The organism is Kroppenstedtia guangzhouensis (assembly GCF_014637345.1).
Classification (GTDB): domain Bacteria; phylum Bacillota; class Bacilli; order Thermoactinomycetales; family DSM-45169; genus Kroppenstedtia; species Kroppenstedtia guangzhouensis.
On the sequence record NZ_BMEX01000028.1, the window covers coordinates 1 to 18936 of the forward strand.

General features: G+C 50.2%; 21 protein-coding genes and 2 other RNA genes. All 23 read left to right on the forward strand.

Annotated elements, in window-relative coordinates:
- Positions 1-226 precede the first annotated feature (226 nt).
- The gene (locus IEV46_RS16845; RefSeq protein WP_188433682.1) at positions 227-691 is read left to right on the forward strand and encodes a hypothetical protein; all 465 of its coding nucleotides are present in this window, start codon (positions 227-229) and stop codon (positions 689-691) included.
- A gap of 237 nt (positions 692-928) precedes the next feature.
- Positions 929-1615 carry a prolipoprotein diacylglyceryl transferase gene (locus IEV46_RS16850; RefSeq protein WP_188433683.1) on the forward strand — a complete coding sequence of 229 codons (687 nt, stop codon included), beginning with the start codon at positions 929-931 and terminating at the stop codon, positions 1613-1615.
- 13 nt (positions 1616-1628) lie between these two features.
- Positions 1629-2306, forward strand: coding sequence for a class D sortase, LPxTATN-specific (gene srtD / locus IEV46_RS16855; RefSeq protein ID WP_188433684.1), 678 nt, complete (start codon positions 1629-1631; stop codon positions 2304-2306).
- Positions 2307-2324: 18 nt separating this feature from the next.
- Positions 2325-2395: hammerhead ribozyme type II (locus tag IEV46_RS16860), an RNA gene on the forward strand.
- 93 nt (positions 2396-2488) lie between these two features.
- On the forward strand, positions 2489-3352 hold the full coding sequence (locus IEV46_RS16865; RefSeq protein ID WP_188433685.1) for a conjugal transfer protein: 864 nt from the start codon (positions 2489-2491) through the stop codon (positions 3350-3352).
- 14 nt (positions 3353-3366) lie between these two features.
- On the forward strand, positions 3367-3645 hold the full coding sequence (locus IEV46_RS16870) for a hypothetical protein (protein ID WP_188433686.1): 279 nt from the start codon (positions 3367-3369) through the stop codon (positions 3643-3645).
- Positions 3642-4025: a TcpE family conjugal transfer membrane protein gene (locus IEV46_RS16875; protein WP_188433687.1), complete on the forward strand. Its 384-nt coding sequence runs from the start codon at positions 3642-3644 to the stop codon at positions 4023-4025. Before IEV46_RS16870 ends, IEV46_RS16875 begins: the two co-directional genes overlap by 4 nt.
- A complete protein-coding gene (locus IEV46_RS16880) occupies positions 4022-6667 on the forward strand; it encodes an ATP-binding protein (RefSeq protein ID WP_188433688.1) in 2646 nt (881 codons plus the stop codon). The genes IEV46_RS16875 and IEV46_RS16880 overlap by 4 nt, the downstream gene beginning before the upstream one ends.
- Positions 6667-7155: a hypothetical protein gene (locus IEV46_RS16885; RefSeq protein ID WP_188433689.1), complete on the forward strand. Its 489-nt coding sequence runs from the start codon at positions 6667-6669 to the stop codon at positions 7153-7155. Before IEV46_RS16880 ends, IEV46_RS16885 begins: the two co-directional genes overlap by 1 nt.
- On the forward strand, positions 7152-8846 hold the full coding sequence (locus IEV46_RS16890; RefSeq protein ID WP_188433690.1) for a CD3337/EF1877 family mobilome membrane protein: 1695 nt from the start codon (positions 7152-7154) through the stop codon (positions 8844-8846). Before IEV46_RS16885 ends, IEV46_RS16890 begins: the two co-directional genes overlap by 4 nt.
- Entirely contained in the window at positions 8843-9406 is a 564-nt protein-coding gene (locus tag IEV46_RS16895) for a hypothetical protein (RefSeq protein ID WP_188433691.1), read from the forward strand. The genes IEV46_RS16890 and IEV46_RS16895 overlap by 4 nt, the downstream gene beginning before the upstream one ends.
- Positions 9384-10469, forward strand: coding sequence for a transglycosylase SLT domain-containing protein (locus IEV46_RS16900; RefSeq protein ID WP_188433692.1), 1086 nt, complete (start codon positions 9384-9386; stop codon positions 10467-10469). The genes IEV46_RS16895 and IEV46_RS16900 overlap by 23 nt, the downstream gene beginning before the upstream one ends.
- 3 nt (positions 10470-10472) lie before the next feature.
- Positions 10473-10541: hammerhead ribozyme type II (locus IEV46_RS16905), an RNA gene on the forward strand.
- Between the two features lie 23 nt (positions 10542-10564).
- Positions 10565-10753 (forward strand): hypothetical protein, encoded by a 189-nt coding sequence (locus IEV46_RS16910; RefSeq protein ID WP_188433693.1) that lies wholly within the window; start codon positions 10565-10567, stop codon positions 10751-10753.
- 14 nt (positions 10754-10767) lie between these two features.
- On the forward strand, positions 10768-13449 hold the full coding sequence (locus IEV46_RS16915; RefSeq protein ID WP_188433694.1) for a type IV secretory system conjugative DNA transfer family protein: 2682 nt from the start codon (positions 10768-10770) through the stop codon (positions 13447-13449).
- A 106-nt stretch (positions 13450-13555) separates the two neighbouring features.
- Positions 13556-14455: a replication-relaxation family protein gene (locus tag IEV46_RS16920; RefSeq protein ID WP_188433695.1), complete on the forward strand. Its 900-nt coding sequence runs from the start codon at positions 13556-13558 to the stop codon at positions 14453-14455.
- Positions 14456-14863: 408 nt separating this feature from the next.
- Positions 14864-15340, forward strand: a complete 477-nt coding sequence (locus IEV46_RS16925) for a hypothetical protein (RefSeq protein WP_188433696.1) — start codon at positions 14864-14866, stop codon at positions 15338-15340.
- A gap of 470 nt (positions 15341-15810) precedes the next feature.
- Positions 15811-16290, forward strand: coding sequence for a JAB domain-containing protein (locus tag IEV46_RS16930; RefSeq protein ID WP_188433697.1), 480 nt, complete (start codon positions 15811-15813; stop codon positions 16288-16290).
- 165 nt (positions 16291-16455) lie between these two features.
- The gene (locus tag IEV46_RS16935) at positions 16456-16884 is read left to right on the forward strand and encodes a P-loop NTPase family protein (protein ID WP_188433698.1); all 429 of its coding nucleotides are present in this window, start codon (positions 16456-16458) and stop codon (positions 16882-16884) included.
- A gap of 16 nt (positions 16885-16900) precedes the next feature.
- The gene (locus IEV46_RS16940) at positions 16901-17044 is read left to right on the forward strand and encodes a hypothetical protein (RefSeq protein ID WP_188433699.1); all 144 of its coding nucleotides are present in this window, start codon (positions 16901-16903) and stop codon (positions 17042-17044) included.
- Between the two features lie 228 nt (positions 17045-17272).
- On the forward strand, positions 17273-17617 hold the full coding sequence (locus IEV46_RS16945; protein ID WP_188433700.1) for a hypothetical protein: 345 nt from the start codon (positions 17273-17275) through the stop codon (positions 17615-17617).
- 108 nt (positions 17618-17725) lie between these two features.
- Complete coding sequence (locus tag IEV46_RS16950; protein ID WP_188433701.1) at positions 17726-17908, forward strand: hypothetical protein; 183 nt, start codon at positions 17726-17728, stop codon at positions 17906-17908.
- Between the two features lie 400 nt (positions 17909-18308).
- Complete coding sequence (locus IEV46_RS16955; RefSeq protein ID WP_188433702.1) at positions 18309-18632, forward strand: hypothetical protein; 324 nt, start codon at positions 18309-18311, stop codon at positions 18630-18632.
- The last annotated feature ends 304 nt before the right edge of the window (positions 18633-18936 follow it).

Here is an 18936-nt window from a genome sequence, read left to right on the forward strand (position 1 = left end):
TCCGGGAAGACCCCGGTTGAAGCGTCTCACGGGTTGCACGGAGTGGGATGCCCGGAAAACACTTCGCGAATTGAAGAAGGAACTGAACGCAAGCTGAGTTACATGATAGCCGTCCCGGATTGGGGCGGTTATTTTGTGTCGGGAGGTATCCCTTGGTGGAATAAAAGGTGGACAACGGTAATGAAAATAACTGAAAATAGAAGGATAAAGGAGGTGGTTAGTTGGAATGGGAAAGCAAGATAAAAAGAGTAATCAAGAGAAATACATAACAACTACCGAGGCGGCTAAAATATTTGAGCTTCACCCAGAGTATGTTGCCCGGCTTGCAAAGGAAGCTTACAGGAGAGGGGATCCTTACCCAGTAAAGCGCGGACGACCTTATGAAGCCCCATTAGAAGCTTGGGAGAAAATCTTAACTCCTCCAGGTAAAGTAGCGAGAAAACCAAGAAAAAGGGTGGCGTCCGAAAAGAGAAGCATTCAAGAAGTTCCGGATAAAGGAATATCGTGTTCAAAAGCTGCACGAAAGTATGGAATTTCACCGTCTTGGGCTGCCAGGCTATCAAAAAGAGCCCAAGACAAAGGCTATGATTGGCCGAAGTGGGATAAGGGTCAGCTTATTGCTCCATATGTAGAGTGGGTACGGATTTTTGAAGATCCCGAATTAAGATTTCGCAAAATCAAAGAAAAATAAAAAACGTCCTCTTGACACGTCACGATTCTGATTTATAATTAAAGGTGAGAGGTAAATGGTGGTTACATCGCCATGATATCCCCTCTGCATTATCAATTGGGAGGTGGTTGACAAAGGAATCCGTCCAGATATAATCGAAAAACACGAACTTAGGTTCGTGTTTTTGTGACATGACCAGTCAGTTGGAAATGATCCGACGATTTTCGGGAGATAGGCATCCAAAATAGGAGGATGCCAATGCAAAAGAAAAATGTTCTGACCGTTGTCTGTTTGTCGGTGTTTGGATCCATGACCCTTTTTGGCGGGACTGTGATGGCTTTCCCTGGAGCGGGAGAAGAAGCTCCGATAGATGCAGCACCCTCTCAGGAAGCTCCGCCACAGTCCAATCCAGAGGCGTCGGGGATCCAGTCGAAATCGGAAGAACCTGCTTCAGAGGCTCCAATTGATGTAGAACCGAAGCAGGAAAAACCGGTTGAAAAGCCGGCATCAGAGCCAGAGATCAAAGAGGAAGCTCCACCTACTGAAAAGCCAGCGGAGCCCAAAAAACAAGAGAAAGAACCAGCCGAAAAGTCTTCTACTCCGGATCAAAGCGGATCCGCACCTGCTAAGGTGGAAGGGGACCAAACCGAAAAGTCTGCTTCTTCAAATTCCGTTACGAAACAGGATTCCAGCGAGGAGATCACTTTGGCCCAGGGTGGCGGGGATAAGGACTCCACGAGCGCTTCCGATAATCAGCCCTCAGACAAGCCCTCAGACAAAGGAGACGAGGGAGCGACTGATGAGCCGAAAACCCAAGAGGCTGAAATGGTCAAAACCGGTTCTGAAACTTTGCCGCTTCTGATGCTGTCTCTCGGAATCTTCGGGATGGTAGCTACCCTGGCTATTCGGTTTCGGAGGAAAGTTGTAGGTATCTTCGCAAACTGAGGCGGGGTGAAAAGTGGCTCGCTACTATTACCTGAATGATCCCGAACCGGCCTGGAAGAAAGGATTGATCATCCTCATTGGGTTAATCGGCCTAGGTGGATTGGGATTCAGTGGCTACTTCGGGATCCAGATGTGGTCGGAGGTGCAGCAGGCCCAGGCGTATGAAAAGCCGAAACCGGAGGAATCCTTGGCAGCCCAAATGGCAAAGTCGGAATCACAGCCGGAGCCTGAACCGGATCTGGCGGATGAAGGAACCAGCACTGTCTGGGAAGAGCGCCCCAGCACCGGAAAAAAAGTCGGAACCTTAATCATTCCCCGAATTGATGCGGAAATCCCAATTTGGGAGGGAACCGGGGATCGGGAGCTTTCCAAAGGGGTGGGCCACCACCAGACCTCGGTCCTCCCCGGGGAAGGGGATAATTGCGTCCTTGCTGGACACAGAGAAACTGCCTTCCGCCGGGCCAAGGAGATCCAGAAAGGGGATGAGATGGCCATCAAGACCCGGGAAGGGACCTTCATGTATGAAGTCCGGAAGACCTGGGTGGCTGATGAAAAGGACAAAACGGTCATTTCTTCGGTGGGAGAACCAGTCTTGAGAGTCTATACCTGTTGGCCGCTGTCCGCGTTGTACAGTGGCTACGCTCCGAAGAGATACGTGATGGAAGCTGAACTGGTGGAAATCAAAAAATAAGATGCCTATCTCCCAAAAAGGCGAAACGGTGGTCCGGGATCCGGACGCCGTCGTCCGGGGGTGGTGCCCCGGGCCTGATGAGGCGAAAGCCAGTAGCCAGCCGAAATGGAGAGGATGATGTTGATATCTGCTTTACTTTCCGTTGTCGCTTGGTTCAAGAAGAAAAATGAAGGAGGAGGCGGATGAAATCCAAGTGGGTCATGGTCGGATTTTACGTTTTCCTGGTCTATACGGCCTTGTCCACCACTTTGGCCTGGGCGACACGCCTGGATTTGATCGGCGGGGAAACTGAGGCCGGAGGAAAACAACAACAGGAGGTGGCAGCAGGAGAGGAGATTCCGCCCAGTGCCGAAGCATTTGCTAAAAACTTCGTCAAGGAATATCTTTTCTGGACTCAGGGAAGTGAGGATTCCCGGGCGCAACGTTTGGATCCCTATTTGGGAGAGGGACTGGATGCTCAAGCCGGTTTTGAGTTTTCCAAAGAACTGGCGTGGGATTCCTACACGGTTAGTCGAGATGTTTGGGATATTCAAAAGAAAAAGGGAGAGTACCATGCGACGGTCTACGCGGAAACGGTGATGACCAAAGGAAAGGACAAAAAACGCGTGGATCGTTGGGTAGAGATCACCTTTCTGCCTGCCGGTGACTCTTACGTTATGAAGGAAGCCCCCCGCTTGGTAGCACCGCCGGAAGCCTCCCAGCCGGAAAAGAAAGAGGAGGAATCCATGGATTCTGCGCCTAGTGAGGTGCAGCGGAGTATTGAAGGATTCCTTCAAATCTTCTTCAAACACTATACCACCGGTTCGCCGGAGGAGATCGGTTATCACTTTTTGTCCCAAAAAACGGATCCTGGCCTGACGGGAATCCTGGGACTTACCGAAATCCGAGAAGTCCAAGTGTTTGAAACCGATCAGAAGGATACCTACCGGGTGGATTGCCAAGTAGATTTTCAGGATCTGGCCTCCGGTGGGAAGATACAGGCTCCCTATACTTTGTATTTGGTTAACCGGCAGGGGCGGTGGATGGTTGTCAACCTAGAGCGATAGAGGAGGAACATTAGATGGACAAGATGGCTTTGGTTCAGTTGCTGATCGCGGCTACCGGGGATGGTCCCGTTACACGGTTTTGGGAAGAGGTCAAATTTGAAATCCAAGTTCTCTACACCATGTTTGTTGGTATTGGGGCTCTGGTGATCGCATTCTGGATGCGAAAATACATCCTGTTACTTGGATTTATTGGAATCGCAATGCTGGTGGGTGTCTTGGTCTATGACGCTGAGTTTGTAGCCGATGGGGGAGTGGAAGCAGCGAAATATCTCTTTGGAGGCTGGATGGATTGAAGCGAGGAAGAAACTACACCTCCATCTGGAACACGGAGAAAGTGATTTACTCCATTTTTGGGATCAGTCTACAGGGGCCCGTTCCCTTTCGTTTTTTAGTCAGCTTTGGTATTACCTTTGTTGCTATGCTGATCCTGCATGTCACGGTTCTGGGATGGTTTGATTTCTTCATCTTTAAGTTCATTGCCATTCCCGGTCTGGTGGGATGGATATCGCTACAGAGACTGGATGGAAAACCACTGTATCTGTTTTTGACAGCTTGGGGGAAGCATCGAGGCTCCCCCAAAAAATATGCCGGATATCGGGCATTACAAACAGATGCCAAACGAGAAATTTCATGGGCGATTCCATATCGCCAGTGGGGAGGGGATAGGAAGTGACAGTGAAAGAAGCGCCTATCACCTATTTTGAAGACAATCTGATCTTCGATGTGAATGGGGATGTTCGGGCAGGCTTCAAGGTTCCAGATGATCACATTGACTATCGGTCAGAAGACGAACAGATCCAGATCTCCGATGAGTGGGAGGATTTCTATTGGAACTTGAAGGATGAAGCTCACCTGCTGATGGTTCCCCGCAACCTAGAATTAACCGATCACTTTGACAAGCTGAAGGGCCAAGTCGTGGAGGATTTGAAGTCCTTCGGTCAAGAGCAACTGGACCGGACACTGAACTACCTGAAACAGCCCCGGGACGGCCAGGAGGGAAAGTATTTTCATCCGGATCACCAAGTGAAGGAAAAGCGGGAGACTTTCACCTATGATTTCTACGTCCTGATGAAGTTGAAAAAAACCAGTGCTCATTTAGAAAACTTCCGGGATCGACTGAAATTCAGATTTAAGGACCTCAAACGGCAAATCGACAATCTCTCCGGCGTCTCCCTTCCAGAGATCTTTGAGGAAGAGCTTCACAACTACCGCGTGCAAGAGAATATGGCCTATCAACGGCTGCGGGATCTGTTCGGAAACTGCAAGCGGATGAGCCCGGATGAAATCGCCTATCTGATCAAGCAGGCTTTCTGGCGGGGGATTGCGGATCCTCCCCAGCTGATGGGATACCGGATTCAAGCAGTCCCCGACGAAAGAGACGGGGAGCCGATCCGCCGACCCAAGAAAAGCGACATTCTCCGCCTGACCGGCGGCATGCAGGATGATCAACATGGGCGGCGCCTTCGGGTGAAACAATATGTATCCGGCAAAAAGAAGGGGAAAGGCGCGTACAAGGTCGGGTACCAGTGCTTTTTGGTTCTTTCTCACATTCCCGATGATCGGCCGGTTCCGGGGACCAACTGGGTGAACTGGCTGCAGAGCCTTCCCTTTCCGGTCGCCCTTTCCAAACGGGTGGTTCCGGTTCATTATCGTAAAGCCCTCTCCCGGGTCCGGAACAAAAAGAAGGAGCTGGGAGATCAGGAAAGTCACATCCATTCCGCGGGGGGCAGCGTTCCTCGCTACCTGCAGGACGCGATCGACGGGACAGAAGAACTGGAAGGCGATTTGGTCCAGGATCGATTCCCTCTCTTGGAGACCTCGGTCACGATCTGTGTGTATGCGGATACCCCTGAGGAACTGGAACGGCGAATTTCTGAGGTTACCGATCTATACGAAGACCATGTTTTTCAGGTGGACATTCCTCACGGGCAACAGTTTCAGCTGTTTCAAGAGTTTCTCCCCGGTTCTCCGATCCTGGTCAAGGATTATATGCAGTCTCTGGATCCCACCATGCTGGCCGGTTCTTTCTTCGGCTCCACCCGGAGCCTGGGGGATCGGGATGGGATCTTCATGGGGGAAAGTGATCATCTGGATGTCTTCTGTGACTTCACCCGGGGGCCCCGGGATGAAGAGCTGAGCCAATCCCCGGCGGTCTGCTTTGTCGGTCCGCCAGGACAAGGGAAATCGATGGCAGCTGATTACATTGTGGCCAATCTGGTTTATCTGGATATCCAGGTTGTAGTCATTGATCCGAAGAACGACCGCGGTCACTGGCCGGATATTTTTCCGGAGGAGTTTAGCCGCCATATCCGAGTGGTGACCCTGACAGCGAACAAAGAGGACCGGGGCAAGTTGGATCCCCTAACCAGCAGCGGGAAAGACGGGGCCAACACGGCGAAAAAAATTCTGCAGACGTTGGCTAACGTACCGGATGGATCTTACGTTGCCACGGCCATTTCCGAAGCGGTGGAGGATACCCTGGAAGACGAGACGGCCCCAAATATGATCCAGGTGCTGAAGCGCCTACGAACCCATTACGAGCAACAGGTGAAAACCGACGCAGACACCACCCAAGAAACCCGGGAAGACTTCAAGCAGAAGTTATACACCTTAGAGCACCACAGCCAACGGGGGCAGGGTCAACTGCTGTTCAGTGACGGATCCGGGGAATCGATTAATCTCTCCAATCGGTTGACCATCCTGCAGATTCAAGACTTGGACCTTCCGGAAGAAGGACAGTCTGAAGGGGGGCGTCTCGGGGTGGCTCTGATGGTGGCCCTCTCCGATTTTGCCCGGGCCTTCGCCAACCAGCCAAGCAAGAAATTTAAGGTTGTTTTATACGACGAAGCCTGGCGGATGCGGAAAACCCGGGAAGGACGAAATGCTCTGAAAGAACTCATCCTGACGGGGCGGTCAAAGAACAGTGCGCTGTTCATCGTCTCGCAAAACGCTGTCCATCTCAAAATGGCCGACTCTCAGCAAGAGGACGGTGATGAAATTCAAAACAACTTGGGGATGCGTTTTATTTTTCGCCCCGGGACAGGAAAGGAAGCCGAGCGGGCCTGTGACTTGTTGAATATCGAGCCGACAGATGAAAACATTCGAAGCTTGCAAAAGCTGCGGGCCGGGGAGTTTTTCCTCTACGACTGGGAGGGACGGGTCAACAAGGTATCCCTTCCCCTGAAAAAAATGAACCCGGAACTGTTCCGGATCTTGGATACCCGGCCCAATCAACGGGAGGCTCTACTGCGGGAGTTGGAGCAGAAGAAGCAAGGGAAAGAGCCTGAAATGCCGGAAGTGGAGGTGGTTTCCTGATGAAGACGACATTTCTCCCCAGCCGCAGATGGATTGGCTGGGGGGGCCTTCTTCTTCTGATGCTGGTAATGGTCTCTTGTAATCAAGAGGAGCCGGCAACGACTAAACCAAAAGCTGAAGGGCCATGGAAACTCGCTTTACAGTATGAACAGGCAAGGATTCAAGGAGATGAAAGGAAACAGTTATCTTTGTTAGTACCTGAAGATCAAAGGACTGCTAGTCTAAACCCGGAAAAGGAGATCACCAATCCGGATAGGAAAATTCCTGATGATTATAGGCTAATGGAGTACAAGGAGAAGGAAGGGTTGTATTATTATCACTTGCAATATCGACATCCGACTATGAACCATGAAGTGAATTCATTTTTCAAAGCAATCAAGACAAAAGAAGGTTGGCGTTTAAAATATGCTTTTGACCGACCGGCCTTTGAGTATGAAACACAAGATCTGGAAGGTCTACTGATTAAGGGGGTACATGATCAACCGTGATCCGCAGATTACGAAATTTACCCAAGGTATGGCGGGTGGTAATCGGTACCCTGGTGGCCCTAATGATCCCCGGAACAATCGTATTTGCGGATTATAACATCTACAGCAACCACAACCATCCAGGGATCGGTGAAAGCTATGACGGAAAAGTACCGAAGGATCAACAAGAGGTATTGGATCGGGCCAAAAAGGAAAAAGAAAAAATCCAAGCCAGCGGGGTTCAAACCCCTACGGACCTGTTGGTCAAGTTCCCCGACGAACAGATTAAGAAAATCGAAGAAAAGACCGATTATGATGTGAAATATAACGAGTATCTTCCTTCCCGGTACACCTTGGAGCTGGTGTACAACGAAGCCAACTGGTGGGATTTAGATGAGATGGCTTCCAACACAGGTCATTTCTTCTCTCACGGAACCACCAATGCCATTTGGATGCAGCTGGTTCGAATGGGATTCAGCGTGATTGATTTCACCGTGGATGTGTTCACTTTGGATGTCCCCAAGAAATTTGCTGATGAAATCGGCAGTGGAATCCGGGAGTATGCAGGTTTTACTCGGGATGGTTCCATGAGATCCGATGGGTTGTGGGGGCACTTGTTAACTGGAATCATCTTCATGGTGGGATGCTGGGCGGTGTTTGTGGGTCTGGCGATGCGCCGGGTGGTTCGGTTCTGGACGGGTCTGCTGGGATCGATGCTGATCATGATTTTATTTATCGGGTTCTATCTGAATGCAGGCCCGATTCTGAAAGTCATGAATGACGGATCCGAGCAATTGTCGACCAAGGTCCTGCAGGCTTCTCAGGCCTTCATTACAGATAAAGAAGTGCCGCAGGAAGCCTATCCATACATTTTGGCCGACCACATTTACCATATGAACATTTTTGTCCCCTATGTGATTGAACAACACAATGGGGTTCCGGAAGATACCGTGCACCTGAAACCGGCGGAAGTGGATCTGCCCGCACGACAGAAAGAACTGTTCCGTGAAGAGATTGAACATGCTCGTCAAAAGCAAAAAGAAGCGGAACAGAAGGCGAAAGAAGGCAAAGTGACCCGGGAGCGGATTGAGGCGATTTTGGATCACGAGTTGGGGAGTGAAAATCGAAAAAATGCAGTACTAAAGGAGAAAGACGAGTACGATAACAGGCTTGTCACCACCCTGGGCACCCAGGAACGATTAAAGTCCATGGGGCTGCTGGCCTTCCTGTTGATTCTCGAGTCGATTGTCTTTTTTGTGATCAACCTGGCCGCAGCGACATTTCAAATTCTCTTTATTTTGTTGACCTTGCTGAGTCCAGTGGTGGGGATTGTGGCGATCTTTCCCCCACTATCGCGTATCGCCAAGAAGTGGTTTGAACTGTGGTTTATGTCCCTGGTGGCGAAGTTGATGATCACCGTGTTTCTGTCCCTGCTGTTCTTCATCTCCAACCTGATGTACAAAATCGTGCCTCCAGAGACGGCCGGATATGACAAAACCCTTCTGTGGCAAATCGTGATTCTACTGGCTGTGATCATCTTCCGGAAACCACTGTTTGGGATTTTTGTCAAGCCCAGCGCACAAGTTCACATTCAGACGATCCAGAACACCATACAGCGCGGAAAACAGATGGCCCAGCGGGGAGTGCGGCGAGGGGTTCGAGGAGCGGCAGCCCGTGGGGCGGCTCGCGGAGCAAGGGGGCGGACGGCATGAAGTTGAAACAGCTGGTTTTGGTAGGCGCCCTATTTCTCCCTTTATTCTTTGGAGTGGGGGTCGTGGCTTCCTATCTTTTCTCCCAATGGAGCTCCTCGAAGCCTCAGGCGATTTCCACACCCCCGGCGGAGGAGAATCCCCTGCCGCCGTCTCCCGACCCTCAACCGGAAGAGATCCCGGAGATGATCAGCGACTCTGATCGGGAAGAGGCCCAAAAGGTAGCGCTGGAGTTTCTGCCGGCCTACCTTTCTTTTTCTCCGAAAAAGGCAGATGTCTTTGTTGAGAAGTATCAGCACTTGATCACTGATCAGCTGCAGGAAGAGATCCAGAAAGAGCCTAAAGCGAAACCTCTGGGATTGAAGGTTTTAGAAACGGAAGCGATGCCACTGGATCAGCTGGAAGATCAGCCGGAGAACGAAATGTCTTGGCATATCTGGGTGACCATCGAAAAGGGAAAGTCCGGGAAGTATGAGCTGGCCTATCTGGTGGCATTGGTCAAAGAGGCGGGAGAATGGCGGGTGAAGGGGCTGAGGTATATTGAGTATCCCGATGCTGAATGATGACCGAGGAAGCACAAGAGCGGGAACGGCGGTAGCCAAACGGGTCGCGGCTGTGGGCGCTAGCCGGATGGCCAAAACTGCAGCAGCAGCGTTAGGAGGACAATTTTGGTTCTGGCTGGTGGTCGGTTTGCTCCTCTTCATTCCGCTTCTGTTGGCTCTGGTTTCCGCTTTTTTGTCAGTGTTTACGGCTTCCAGTACCAATAATTCCGGGAGTCAGGAAGCCATCGGAGAAATCCAGGGGGTTAAGTATGCAGATATCATCAATGAGGCCGCGGCTAAATACGGTGTCGATCCGGCATTGATCGCAGCCGTGGCCAAAGCGGAGTCCAATTTTAATCCCAAGGCTGGTTCCCAGGCGGGCGCCCGCGGGGTGATGCAGGTGATGCCCTTCAATGCCAAAGGAGCAAATCTTTGGGATCCCCGGGAGAACATTTTCCGGGGGACGGAGATCCTGTCCTCACACATTAAGAAATATGATGGCGACTTGGAAAAAGCTCTTGCCGCTTACAACGCGGGGCCGGGGGCAGTGAGCAAATACAACGGCATCCCTCCATACAAGGAAACTCAAGCTTACGTACCTAAAGTGATGAAGTATTACAAACAGTACCAACCCTTAGTGAAGAATGGAAAGCTTGAATTGGCAAGCGGCAGTTTGAAGGGGCTAAGCCCTGCAGAAAACTATCCATACAAAAATGCAAGCACCTCTGGAGTGGATCGGTGGAAATTTTACAACCGGCAGTGTACCTCCTTTGTGGCCTGGCGACTAAACGACGCCGGGATCGAGTTCCACAATTTCATGAAGGGCGGCCGATTTGGGAATGCCGAGAACTGGGCTAAAAATGCAAGAAAAATTGGGTTCAAGGTGAACAAGACACCGAAACCAGGGGCCGTCGCTCAATGGGACGCGGGAGCCTTCGGGCATAGCTACTGGGGGCATGTGGCTTATGTAACCCAGGTGGACGGGGCCAAGGTGACCATCGAAGAATACAACTACAAGCGATTTCGCTTTTCCAGACGAGTCATTTTGGCTCACCATGTGAGCAACTATATTCACTTTGAATAAATCAGGCGAAACGCGGCGAAGATGCCGCGTCCGGCGGAGATGGCCACCCGTCGCTGAGGATGCCAGGCCAAAAGAGACAAGAAGGAGGGAAAGTAATGGGGGCTTTGGTGGGTGCCACCCTGATTGGAGCCTTGATCATCGGATTGGTGTATAGTTTCCGCTCAATCCGGCAAGCTCTGGGCCTTACCCTGATTGTGGTTGGCCTGGCTTTCAGTCTGAGTGGTTGGGGGATGATCGTGGGCTTGCCTATGGTCTTTCTCGGCGGATGGATATCCAGTTTGTGAGTGGAGGGATTGAAGTGTTTGATAAACGAGAAGAAAAAGAGTTAGAGAAAATCGGGTATGGCATGTTGGGTGTGGCGGGGTTGGCAGCAGTGTGGGGGACGAGTTGGGCTGTGCGCCATCCGGAAAAATTACCGGCTTGGGTGGGGGAAACCGTATCCACTGCTGTACAAGGAGCGATTTTGACCGCGCAATTTTCTGTGGCAACAGCGACGGTGGCCACAGCCGGATACGCCTATCAAAACTATCAATATCAGAAGCGAGCCCGGGAGGAGTACCGGTATCTCCGGGTCCTTCCTCACACGGGAGATGAACCGGGGAAAGAGGAAATCCTGGCACTGATCAATGAGTTTGGAGGGATGAATCGGCCCCTGAAAGAACGGCTCAAACGGGGGCGGGAATGGTTCCGCCTGTTGATCCATTGCGATGAACAGGGGCGGATTGGGCTTTATGTGGGCTTTCCCCAGGATCGGGAGGAAGGGATGAAACAAGCTTTGAAAACCTGCTACCGGCGGTCAGATTCCTTTCCCATTCGGCATGAACAATTGCCCCTTCCCGATCCGGCAAAAAAGGGGTACGGCGGCTATATGGTTCCTACCCGGGAGAAGAAAGAAGCCGGTCTGCCTTTTCAAAGGTTCAATGGGAATGATCAAGTAGGAAATCTGCTGGAAGCGATGCGGCCTCATACCTGGATTGATCTGGTGTTCAGCCCCACCCTCCAAAAACCCTTGGCCAAGCAGGTGGATCGGACCCGGAAATATCTTCTGACCCGGGACGGACAGTTCAAAGAACCGTTGGCCAAAAGCGAGCTTTCCAAAGCGGATCAGGTTCGGTTGGAAGGACTGGATCAGCGATATACCGGATTGGAAAAGGTGTTTGAAGTATCCATTGCAGTGTGGTCGGAAAACCGGATGGCCAGTCCCGGGGTGCAAACCCTGGGGAATCGGCTGACTTCGATGATGGAATACCAGAATGGACTGCATCTGAAGCTGACCAAGCATTCCCCGGTCTGGGGGATCGCTCCTTACCCGATGCCGATGCCATGGAAAAAGAAAAAGCGGACCCTCTTATGGACGGATCGGGAGCTGGCCCACTTGCTTCATTTCCCCAGTGGTTCACATGCGGTCTATCAGCTGCCACAGGGAGAAGGGGAAGAGGGGAAAACCTACTTGCCGGCGATTCAGAAAGGTCAGGCGAAGCTGACCAAAAAAGATTTCACACACGGCTTGTACGTGGGAGACTACGAGGATCCGATTGATGGATTCCGCTCCGTCCGTCTCCCGTATCGACTATTGACCCATATGGGTTTTGGAGCCGGAAAGATCGGATCCGGCAAGACGGCCCTTTTCCTGGCGGCGATGTATGATCATTTGGAGCAGTGGTACAATGATCCGCATGCCCCGGGCTTTACCTTTTGGGACCCGAAGGGGGATGCCAGTCTCAAGCTTCTTTCCAAAATGTTGAGCGACGAGCTGGCCGGACACCAAGTGGATTGGGATCGGGTAGTGTTTATAGATCTGGCCTCAGAGGAGTACGTGTTAGGGCTCAACCTCCTGCATCGGAACCCGGGAGAGAGTGTGGACACGGTAGCAGACAACGCACTGAACGTATTGAAAAATGCTTACTCGGACGTGGGCTCTTCCGGCATGTTGCTGGAGAAGTTCGGTCACTTAGCTTTGCAAACCTTGCTTCAAGAAGGCGGAGAACACAGCATTTTGGGGATGGAAAAGATGCTCCGGAAGGACCCTAAATTCCGTCAACGAGTGCTACAAAAGCTGGATAATGATGTGCTGGAAGAAGAGTGGAAGGAGCTGCAGCAGGAGCTGAAAAAGGGGCAGGGAACCCTGCCGATCGCCAACCGGTTACAAAAGATCAAAAACAACACCATATTGCGCCGGATGTTTGGCCAGACCCGAATGGGACTGAACGTGAAAGAGTGGATGGACGAGGGGTATATCGTGATCTTCCGCAGTGCCGGACTCAGCGATGCTCAGCGGGCCCTGGTGGCGGGGTACATTATCACCCAGTACCATCAGCAGGCTCAGCTACGGAAACTTAAAAATAAGCCTCATTTCCACTTTGTTGACGAATTTCATTTGTTGCAGATCCCGGTGGTGAAACGAATTTTGTCTCTGGATCGCTACACGGGGCACAGCTTTATTCCGATCACCCAATATGCCGACCAGCTTAACAAGGACATGCTGAACGCTTTTGACGGCACGGTGGATACCTTCATCTCCTGTACTGTGGGTTCTGGTTCCGCTGAAAACTTATATGAGCTTTCGGGGAAGACCTTTGATCCGGACGCCATCCAGCATCTCCGGCCGTTGACAGCAGCGATTTCGACTAAAAACAACGAAGGAAACCGGGTGGCCTTCTATGTGAAAACCCCGCCCCCCTTCCTGTATGGCGCCGATGGGAAGCCGACCTATTATGGGAGGGATCAGGTGAGGCAGGATCGGGAAGAGGAGAAAGCTTACCGATGGGCCTGGAAGAAAGCGAAGGAATTGATGCAAAAACATTGTGACCCGGCAGAACAAGTGGACCAATGGATTTTGGAGTATCGGAGAGGGAGAGGGATTACCCCAGATCCTCAGCCGGAAACGACCGATGAAGCAAAGGCGGCAGAACCGACTCCTCCCGAAAATACGGGAGCCGAGATGGAGCCGGAGGGGGAAATCACTGTGATGGAATATTGACACTCTCAGAGCCCTCTGAGTGGATCAAAAAAGAGAGGGAGGGGTAGGAGCACCCTTCCTCTCTTAACACCGCAAAATACCCCCATAGAATCGAGGAGGGATGGAAATGATCTTTAAATGGCTCTTTCACGACGAGTTAAACAAGGGAGAAAAGCTGATCATGATCCTGTATGAGTTGGGGATGGCCAGCATGCGGCAGCTGTCGGTCATCACCGGGTGGAAGGAATCCACCATTCGGGGCGTGATCTCCCGGGTGAAGGATCGAGCGAACCAAGATGAGAGAAGGGTATGGAATCTGGAAGAGGATCCAGTGGAACAACTGAAGGACCGAGCTACCCGGAAAGCGAAACGGGAGCAGTGGATTCGAAACGAGGAAACTCGGTATCCCTTGGATCCGACCGCCTACGCGCTGGGACGGGAAGGAATGAAACAGGCCTACCGGATCATGAACCAACCAATCCCGAGCATCCGAGAAGAAGACTACAGCCAGAGTGCGCATACTTTGGGATTGAATGAAATCTTGACCCGTCTGATTCAGGCGGGGACGGATCGACAGAAGATTGTTTGGCTTTCCACCCGGGGGGCGGCTTTTGCCCTGTACCGATTGGTTCGGCTGCAGGATCCGGAGGTAGATCCGCGGGAGTTGATCCGACCGGATGCCCGGTTGATCCTGGAGGGGCTCCGGTTTTGGATCGAGTATGACAATGATACCGAAGGCGCCGAACAGCTGGAACAGAAATTTCGGGAATATATCGATACACTAAAACCCTTAAATCAGATTTGGGTGGATCCCCAGGGCAACAAACAAAAACCCTTGGATCAATCCCCTGTGGTCTGGGTCTGCAAGAACGAAAAGCGGACCCGGGAGTTGCAGATGATTTGGAACAATGTGACTCGTTTGTGGTTTCAGGGGAAGTGGACGCCAGAAATGCACTTCTTCACCGCTGGAACCGAGATGGATTTTCTCCTTGGTTCTTCCAAAACATCTTCCCGGATGAAAGCATGATAGATATATGAAAATAACGTGAAACTTACGTGATTAATACATGAGATATATATGAGAGATGTATGAAACCGAATCCGCCAAAACCCCAGTATTGAAGCGGTTTTCCGCTTCTGACTTGGTCCCGATTAGGGACCTTTTTCATTCCACTCCTCGCGGCCCCCTCTCCGGTAGCCCCTGATTCGTTTCATTTCAAAGGTCCCTAATCGCTCCCTCTCCGCTCCGCTCCTCCACCCCTTCCCCCTCCTCTCCCCTATCGGTCGGGTCATACTAAATATAATTGACAGATTTTTTATTTATTTATGAATAGTCGATCCCAAAAAGGTTTTCTCTTGGGTTTTTCAACCAATTCTATTAAAATGGAATTAGGAAATTTCATTCTAATAGAAAAAAGTTGAGGTGAAGAAAGGGTTGTCGGAACTTACACAGCCAGAAATGACGGATATTTCGTTGGAAGAAGTGGCAAGAAAAATTGAAAGTTATGCAAAAGGGTTAAAATCAGCACAGGCAGGAAGTTTTGATTTCTGGCTCCGGGGATATTTGGAGGAGGCAGCTGATCGCATTCGTTATGGACGGGAACCGATGGATGAAAGGGAAAAACTGTTTCTTCGGTATATAGCTGGCCTTGGTTTCTTTAAAAAGGTGGATGGAGAGAGACGAGAAGTCAATCTCGATATTCTTTCCCGAGAGCGCTTAGAGGCAGATGATTATATCATTCTTCCCCATCAGGGTAAGTATTTTGGGGTGAGGGTAACCGAACCAAAAATTGATATGGCAGCGGTTTTTGTGGCTGTTGTAGCCGGTTTATTTGGCGGCAGTATGGTTTTAGGGCTGATTGGAGCTGTGGTCCAAGAACTATGGGCGAAAATATCCGCTCTGTTCAGCTAAAAAGGAGGATGGAAGTAGATTAGGTAACCGCCTTCCCGATGGGAGGGCGTTTTTTTGTGGTGTCCAACGTGACGTAAGGTCCATTTTGTTACCTTGAGACCTTCTAAAATCGATTCTGAGGCCGTTTTATTTTCGGCTGAAGGGTATGGGTACCCNCAGCTAAAAAGGAGGATGGAAGAAGTAGATTAGGTAACCGCCTTCCCGATGGGAGGGCGTTTTTTTTGTGGTGTCCAACGTGACGTAAGGTCCATTTTGTTACCTTGAGACCTTCTAAAATCGATTCTGAGGCCGTTTTATTTTCGGCTGAAGGGTATGGGTACCCTCGTGGATTTAACTTTTGATATCTTTACTTGAATAAAGTGAAAAATCATGTCCTTTTCTTTAAAAAAGGGGTTGACACCTCATATATATGTATATATAATTGTATATAGAAAGACAAACAAATCACTCACACGGAAGGATTGATGAGAATGTACAAAATTCCGGTCTACGACATCCGCATCGCTGAGGAAGGGTACCGCCACGTTACTTTGGAGATCGTAGGCCATCATGAAAGTCCGGTGGAGCAGGTAGGAACCCCCCGCGACGCCGCAGATGCGGTTCGTAGCTACTTGAAAGGGGTGGATCGGGAGCATTTTGTGGTTATGCTCCTCTCGACCAAGAATAAAATAAACGGCTTTCATACCTGCCACATCGGGTCTGTCAACACTACTGTCGTGCATCCCCGGGAAGTCTTCAAGCCAGCAGTTATCGCAAACACTGCCGGAATCATTGTAGCTCATAATCATCCTTCGGGTGACCCCACACCTAGCCGGGAAGATGTCCATATAACAGAGCGACTTTACGAAGTTGGTAAGATCATGGGGATTGAACTTCTTGATCACATTATAATTGGTGATCCTGGCCGTTACTACTCGATGCTGGAAAAGGGGGTTTTCGGAAGGTTCTAAGAAAAGATCCGGGCGGTTAGCCCGCCCGGATCTTAATATATATGATTATAATTGTATATGGAGGTGGAAAATAAAGAGGCTTACCTGAGAGGGTAAGCCCGACAAACAAATCACTCACCCTTTTAGTTTATCTGAGCGTAATCTCAACCGCAAGAGGTGGAAAACATGTCCCAAAAGATCCTTTATGTTAAGGAAGAAAATAAACCACTGATTGAGAAGGCAACAGCTGCTGGAAAAGCGGCCGGGCTAAAATCCTTTTCCGACATCGTTTTTTCAGCTTTGGAGCAGTACACATACGGGCTACAACAAAAACAGGGTATCGATTTTACGGAACAAGAAGTCGAGTTGGAAAAAGAACGGATCCGATTTGTTGGACGTTCTTTCGGAACAAAAAAAGTGGGGAAGATCGCTTACTCATTTTTTGTGACTGCTAAGGGGAGAATCTTGGTTCATATCCAGACTCCAGAAGAAACAACCTACTCCACTTTTGAAACTACTGATGAAATGGTTAAGCATATACCGGCAGCCTCATCAGAGCTGATTGAAGAAATGAAAGTCCTTCTTCCAAAACCAGTAAAATGGCTTGATATCTAAGGAAAGGGTGATCAGGATGAAAAAAGTGACGGAAATCATGGAGCAAATCGCCAAGCTTAAGGCAACGGAGCAGGTGGAAATTTATCGTCGCTTGGGAGAGCTGCTGAAGTCGGATAACGGTAGATACAAAATTCCCGATGGACACGACATCATCCGATAAAACCAATAGAAAAGCGCCGACTCTTCCCTAGCGAAGGTCGGCGCTTTTCTATTTACCTAGATAAAGTGAAAAAAGATAAAAGAAAGTTCATTTATGTATTGACATAATCAATACATCATACTACAATAAGAATTGTGAAACCATGAAATATGATATATTAATTGAGGTGCTTGGAAGGCGGGACTGCTCGCCTTCCATTCATTTTCGATAGGGAAAGGAGTGAGCAAATTGAGCCAGGAAACCAAGACTTATATTAATATTCGCATCTCGGAAGACATGAAAAAACGGGTAGCTCGTGCATTGGAATGGGAAGGGATCGATCAATCCACCTTGATCCTTTCCTACGTGTATCAGTTTGTTCAGATGGTAGAAGCAGGCGATCGGCCGGATCCTGAAAAGCTAACCTACGCAGAACAAGACCGAAACAGGACGAAGTTTATCCAGGTTCGTGTAAATCCCAAATTAAAGCAACGCTTAAAGCAAGCATTAAACGATACGGATCTATCCGAAACGACCCTTGTTCTCTCCTATTTAGTTCGCTTTGTACTGGAAGCAGAAAAAAAACATCTGTAAAAAAGAGGTGTTGGCACCTCTATATTTTTTCGTTCTATGTATTGACAATATCAACACAAAATAGTAAGATAAAAGTGATCCCAGAGATAACAACAAGGAGGAAGGATCATGCCGTATGAAAACCGCTGCCCCGTTTGTGGAGAAGATCGACCCGCAAACGTTCAGGTCAAAAGAGATGTTGCTCATTGTCAGATCTGCGGTTTTCGGTACCAACTGGTGGAGATCGATACAGAAACAGACTGGGATACAGAAACATACTGGGAGGAACTGATGGGGGCAAAAAGCGCTTGAAAGGGGGTGAAATCATGGAGTTCCGGATCCATAATACTGGACCTTACTGTCAGATTCCGTTGTCGGAGGGCACGGCCCCAAACCGTGAGCCTGGAGGGATTCGGTTTTTGGGCGGGTCCTTGAAAGACCTTAAGGAAATGACCGAGGCCGAATTTGAGGAGGCAAAAGAAAACGCCCGCCGGTGGCAGCCGACGAGCAGCAGGTAGTTACAGATGGATTATATCATACTCCGGCCCTGTGGCAGCGGGGCCGGTCACTATAAAGGGTATGACACCAAGGAAAGAGAGTGGAAATGATGCGTTGTGAACATTGTGATCGTGGGCAGATCACTGGAGACTCTGGCATTTGCAGTTCTTGCGGCGGATCCGGCTTCATCTGCGCCTATGAGGATGAGACTCCCATGGCAGTAGAGACCACCGGAGTGAAAGTGGAATGGATGGATCCGGTCTATCGCATCACCTTCAAGGGCTGGTTTGGAGAAAAAACAGAGGTGGTCCTGTCCACGGCGGATGTGGAAGATCTGGTGGATGCGATTCAAGATTTGAAACAAGCGTTTGGAAAGAAGTCGAACCGCATGAGCATGTTGAGCCAACTAGGGATCAAGAACAAGCTGCTGTCGGCAATCGCCCTGGTCGATCAGGCAGCAGATGAGATCGACGGAGAGAAACAGGAGCAACTGAAACGGATCTCGTCCGTGCTGTTCGACATCAACTACGACATCTGAGGTGACGCCGGGGGCCACAACCCCGGCACACTACCAAAAAGGAGCGGATGAGAAATGGAATGTCCGTGGGAAGCAAAAGGCGGTACCTGCGGAACGGTCTGTATGTGCGAATCAATGGAGGCACTCGGTCAGTTTGACGAGTGGGCAGCGAAGGCGAATGAAAGTGAAAAGGAGGAGCACAGTGAAACGGAACACGGGTTTTCATCAGCGGATTCTAGATCTAATCAAGCAGGGTGAGGAAGTCCACTCCGGAGCCATAGGGCGCTGGGGACAGGTTACGGGTGGAGTTATGGACTCTAACTAT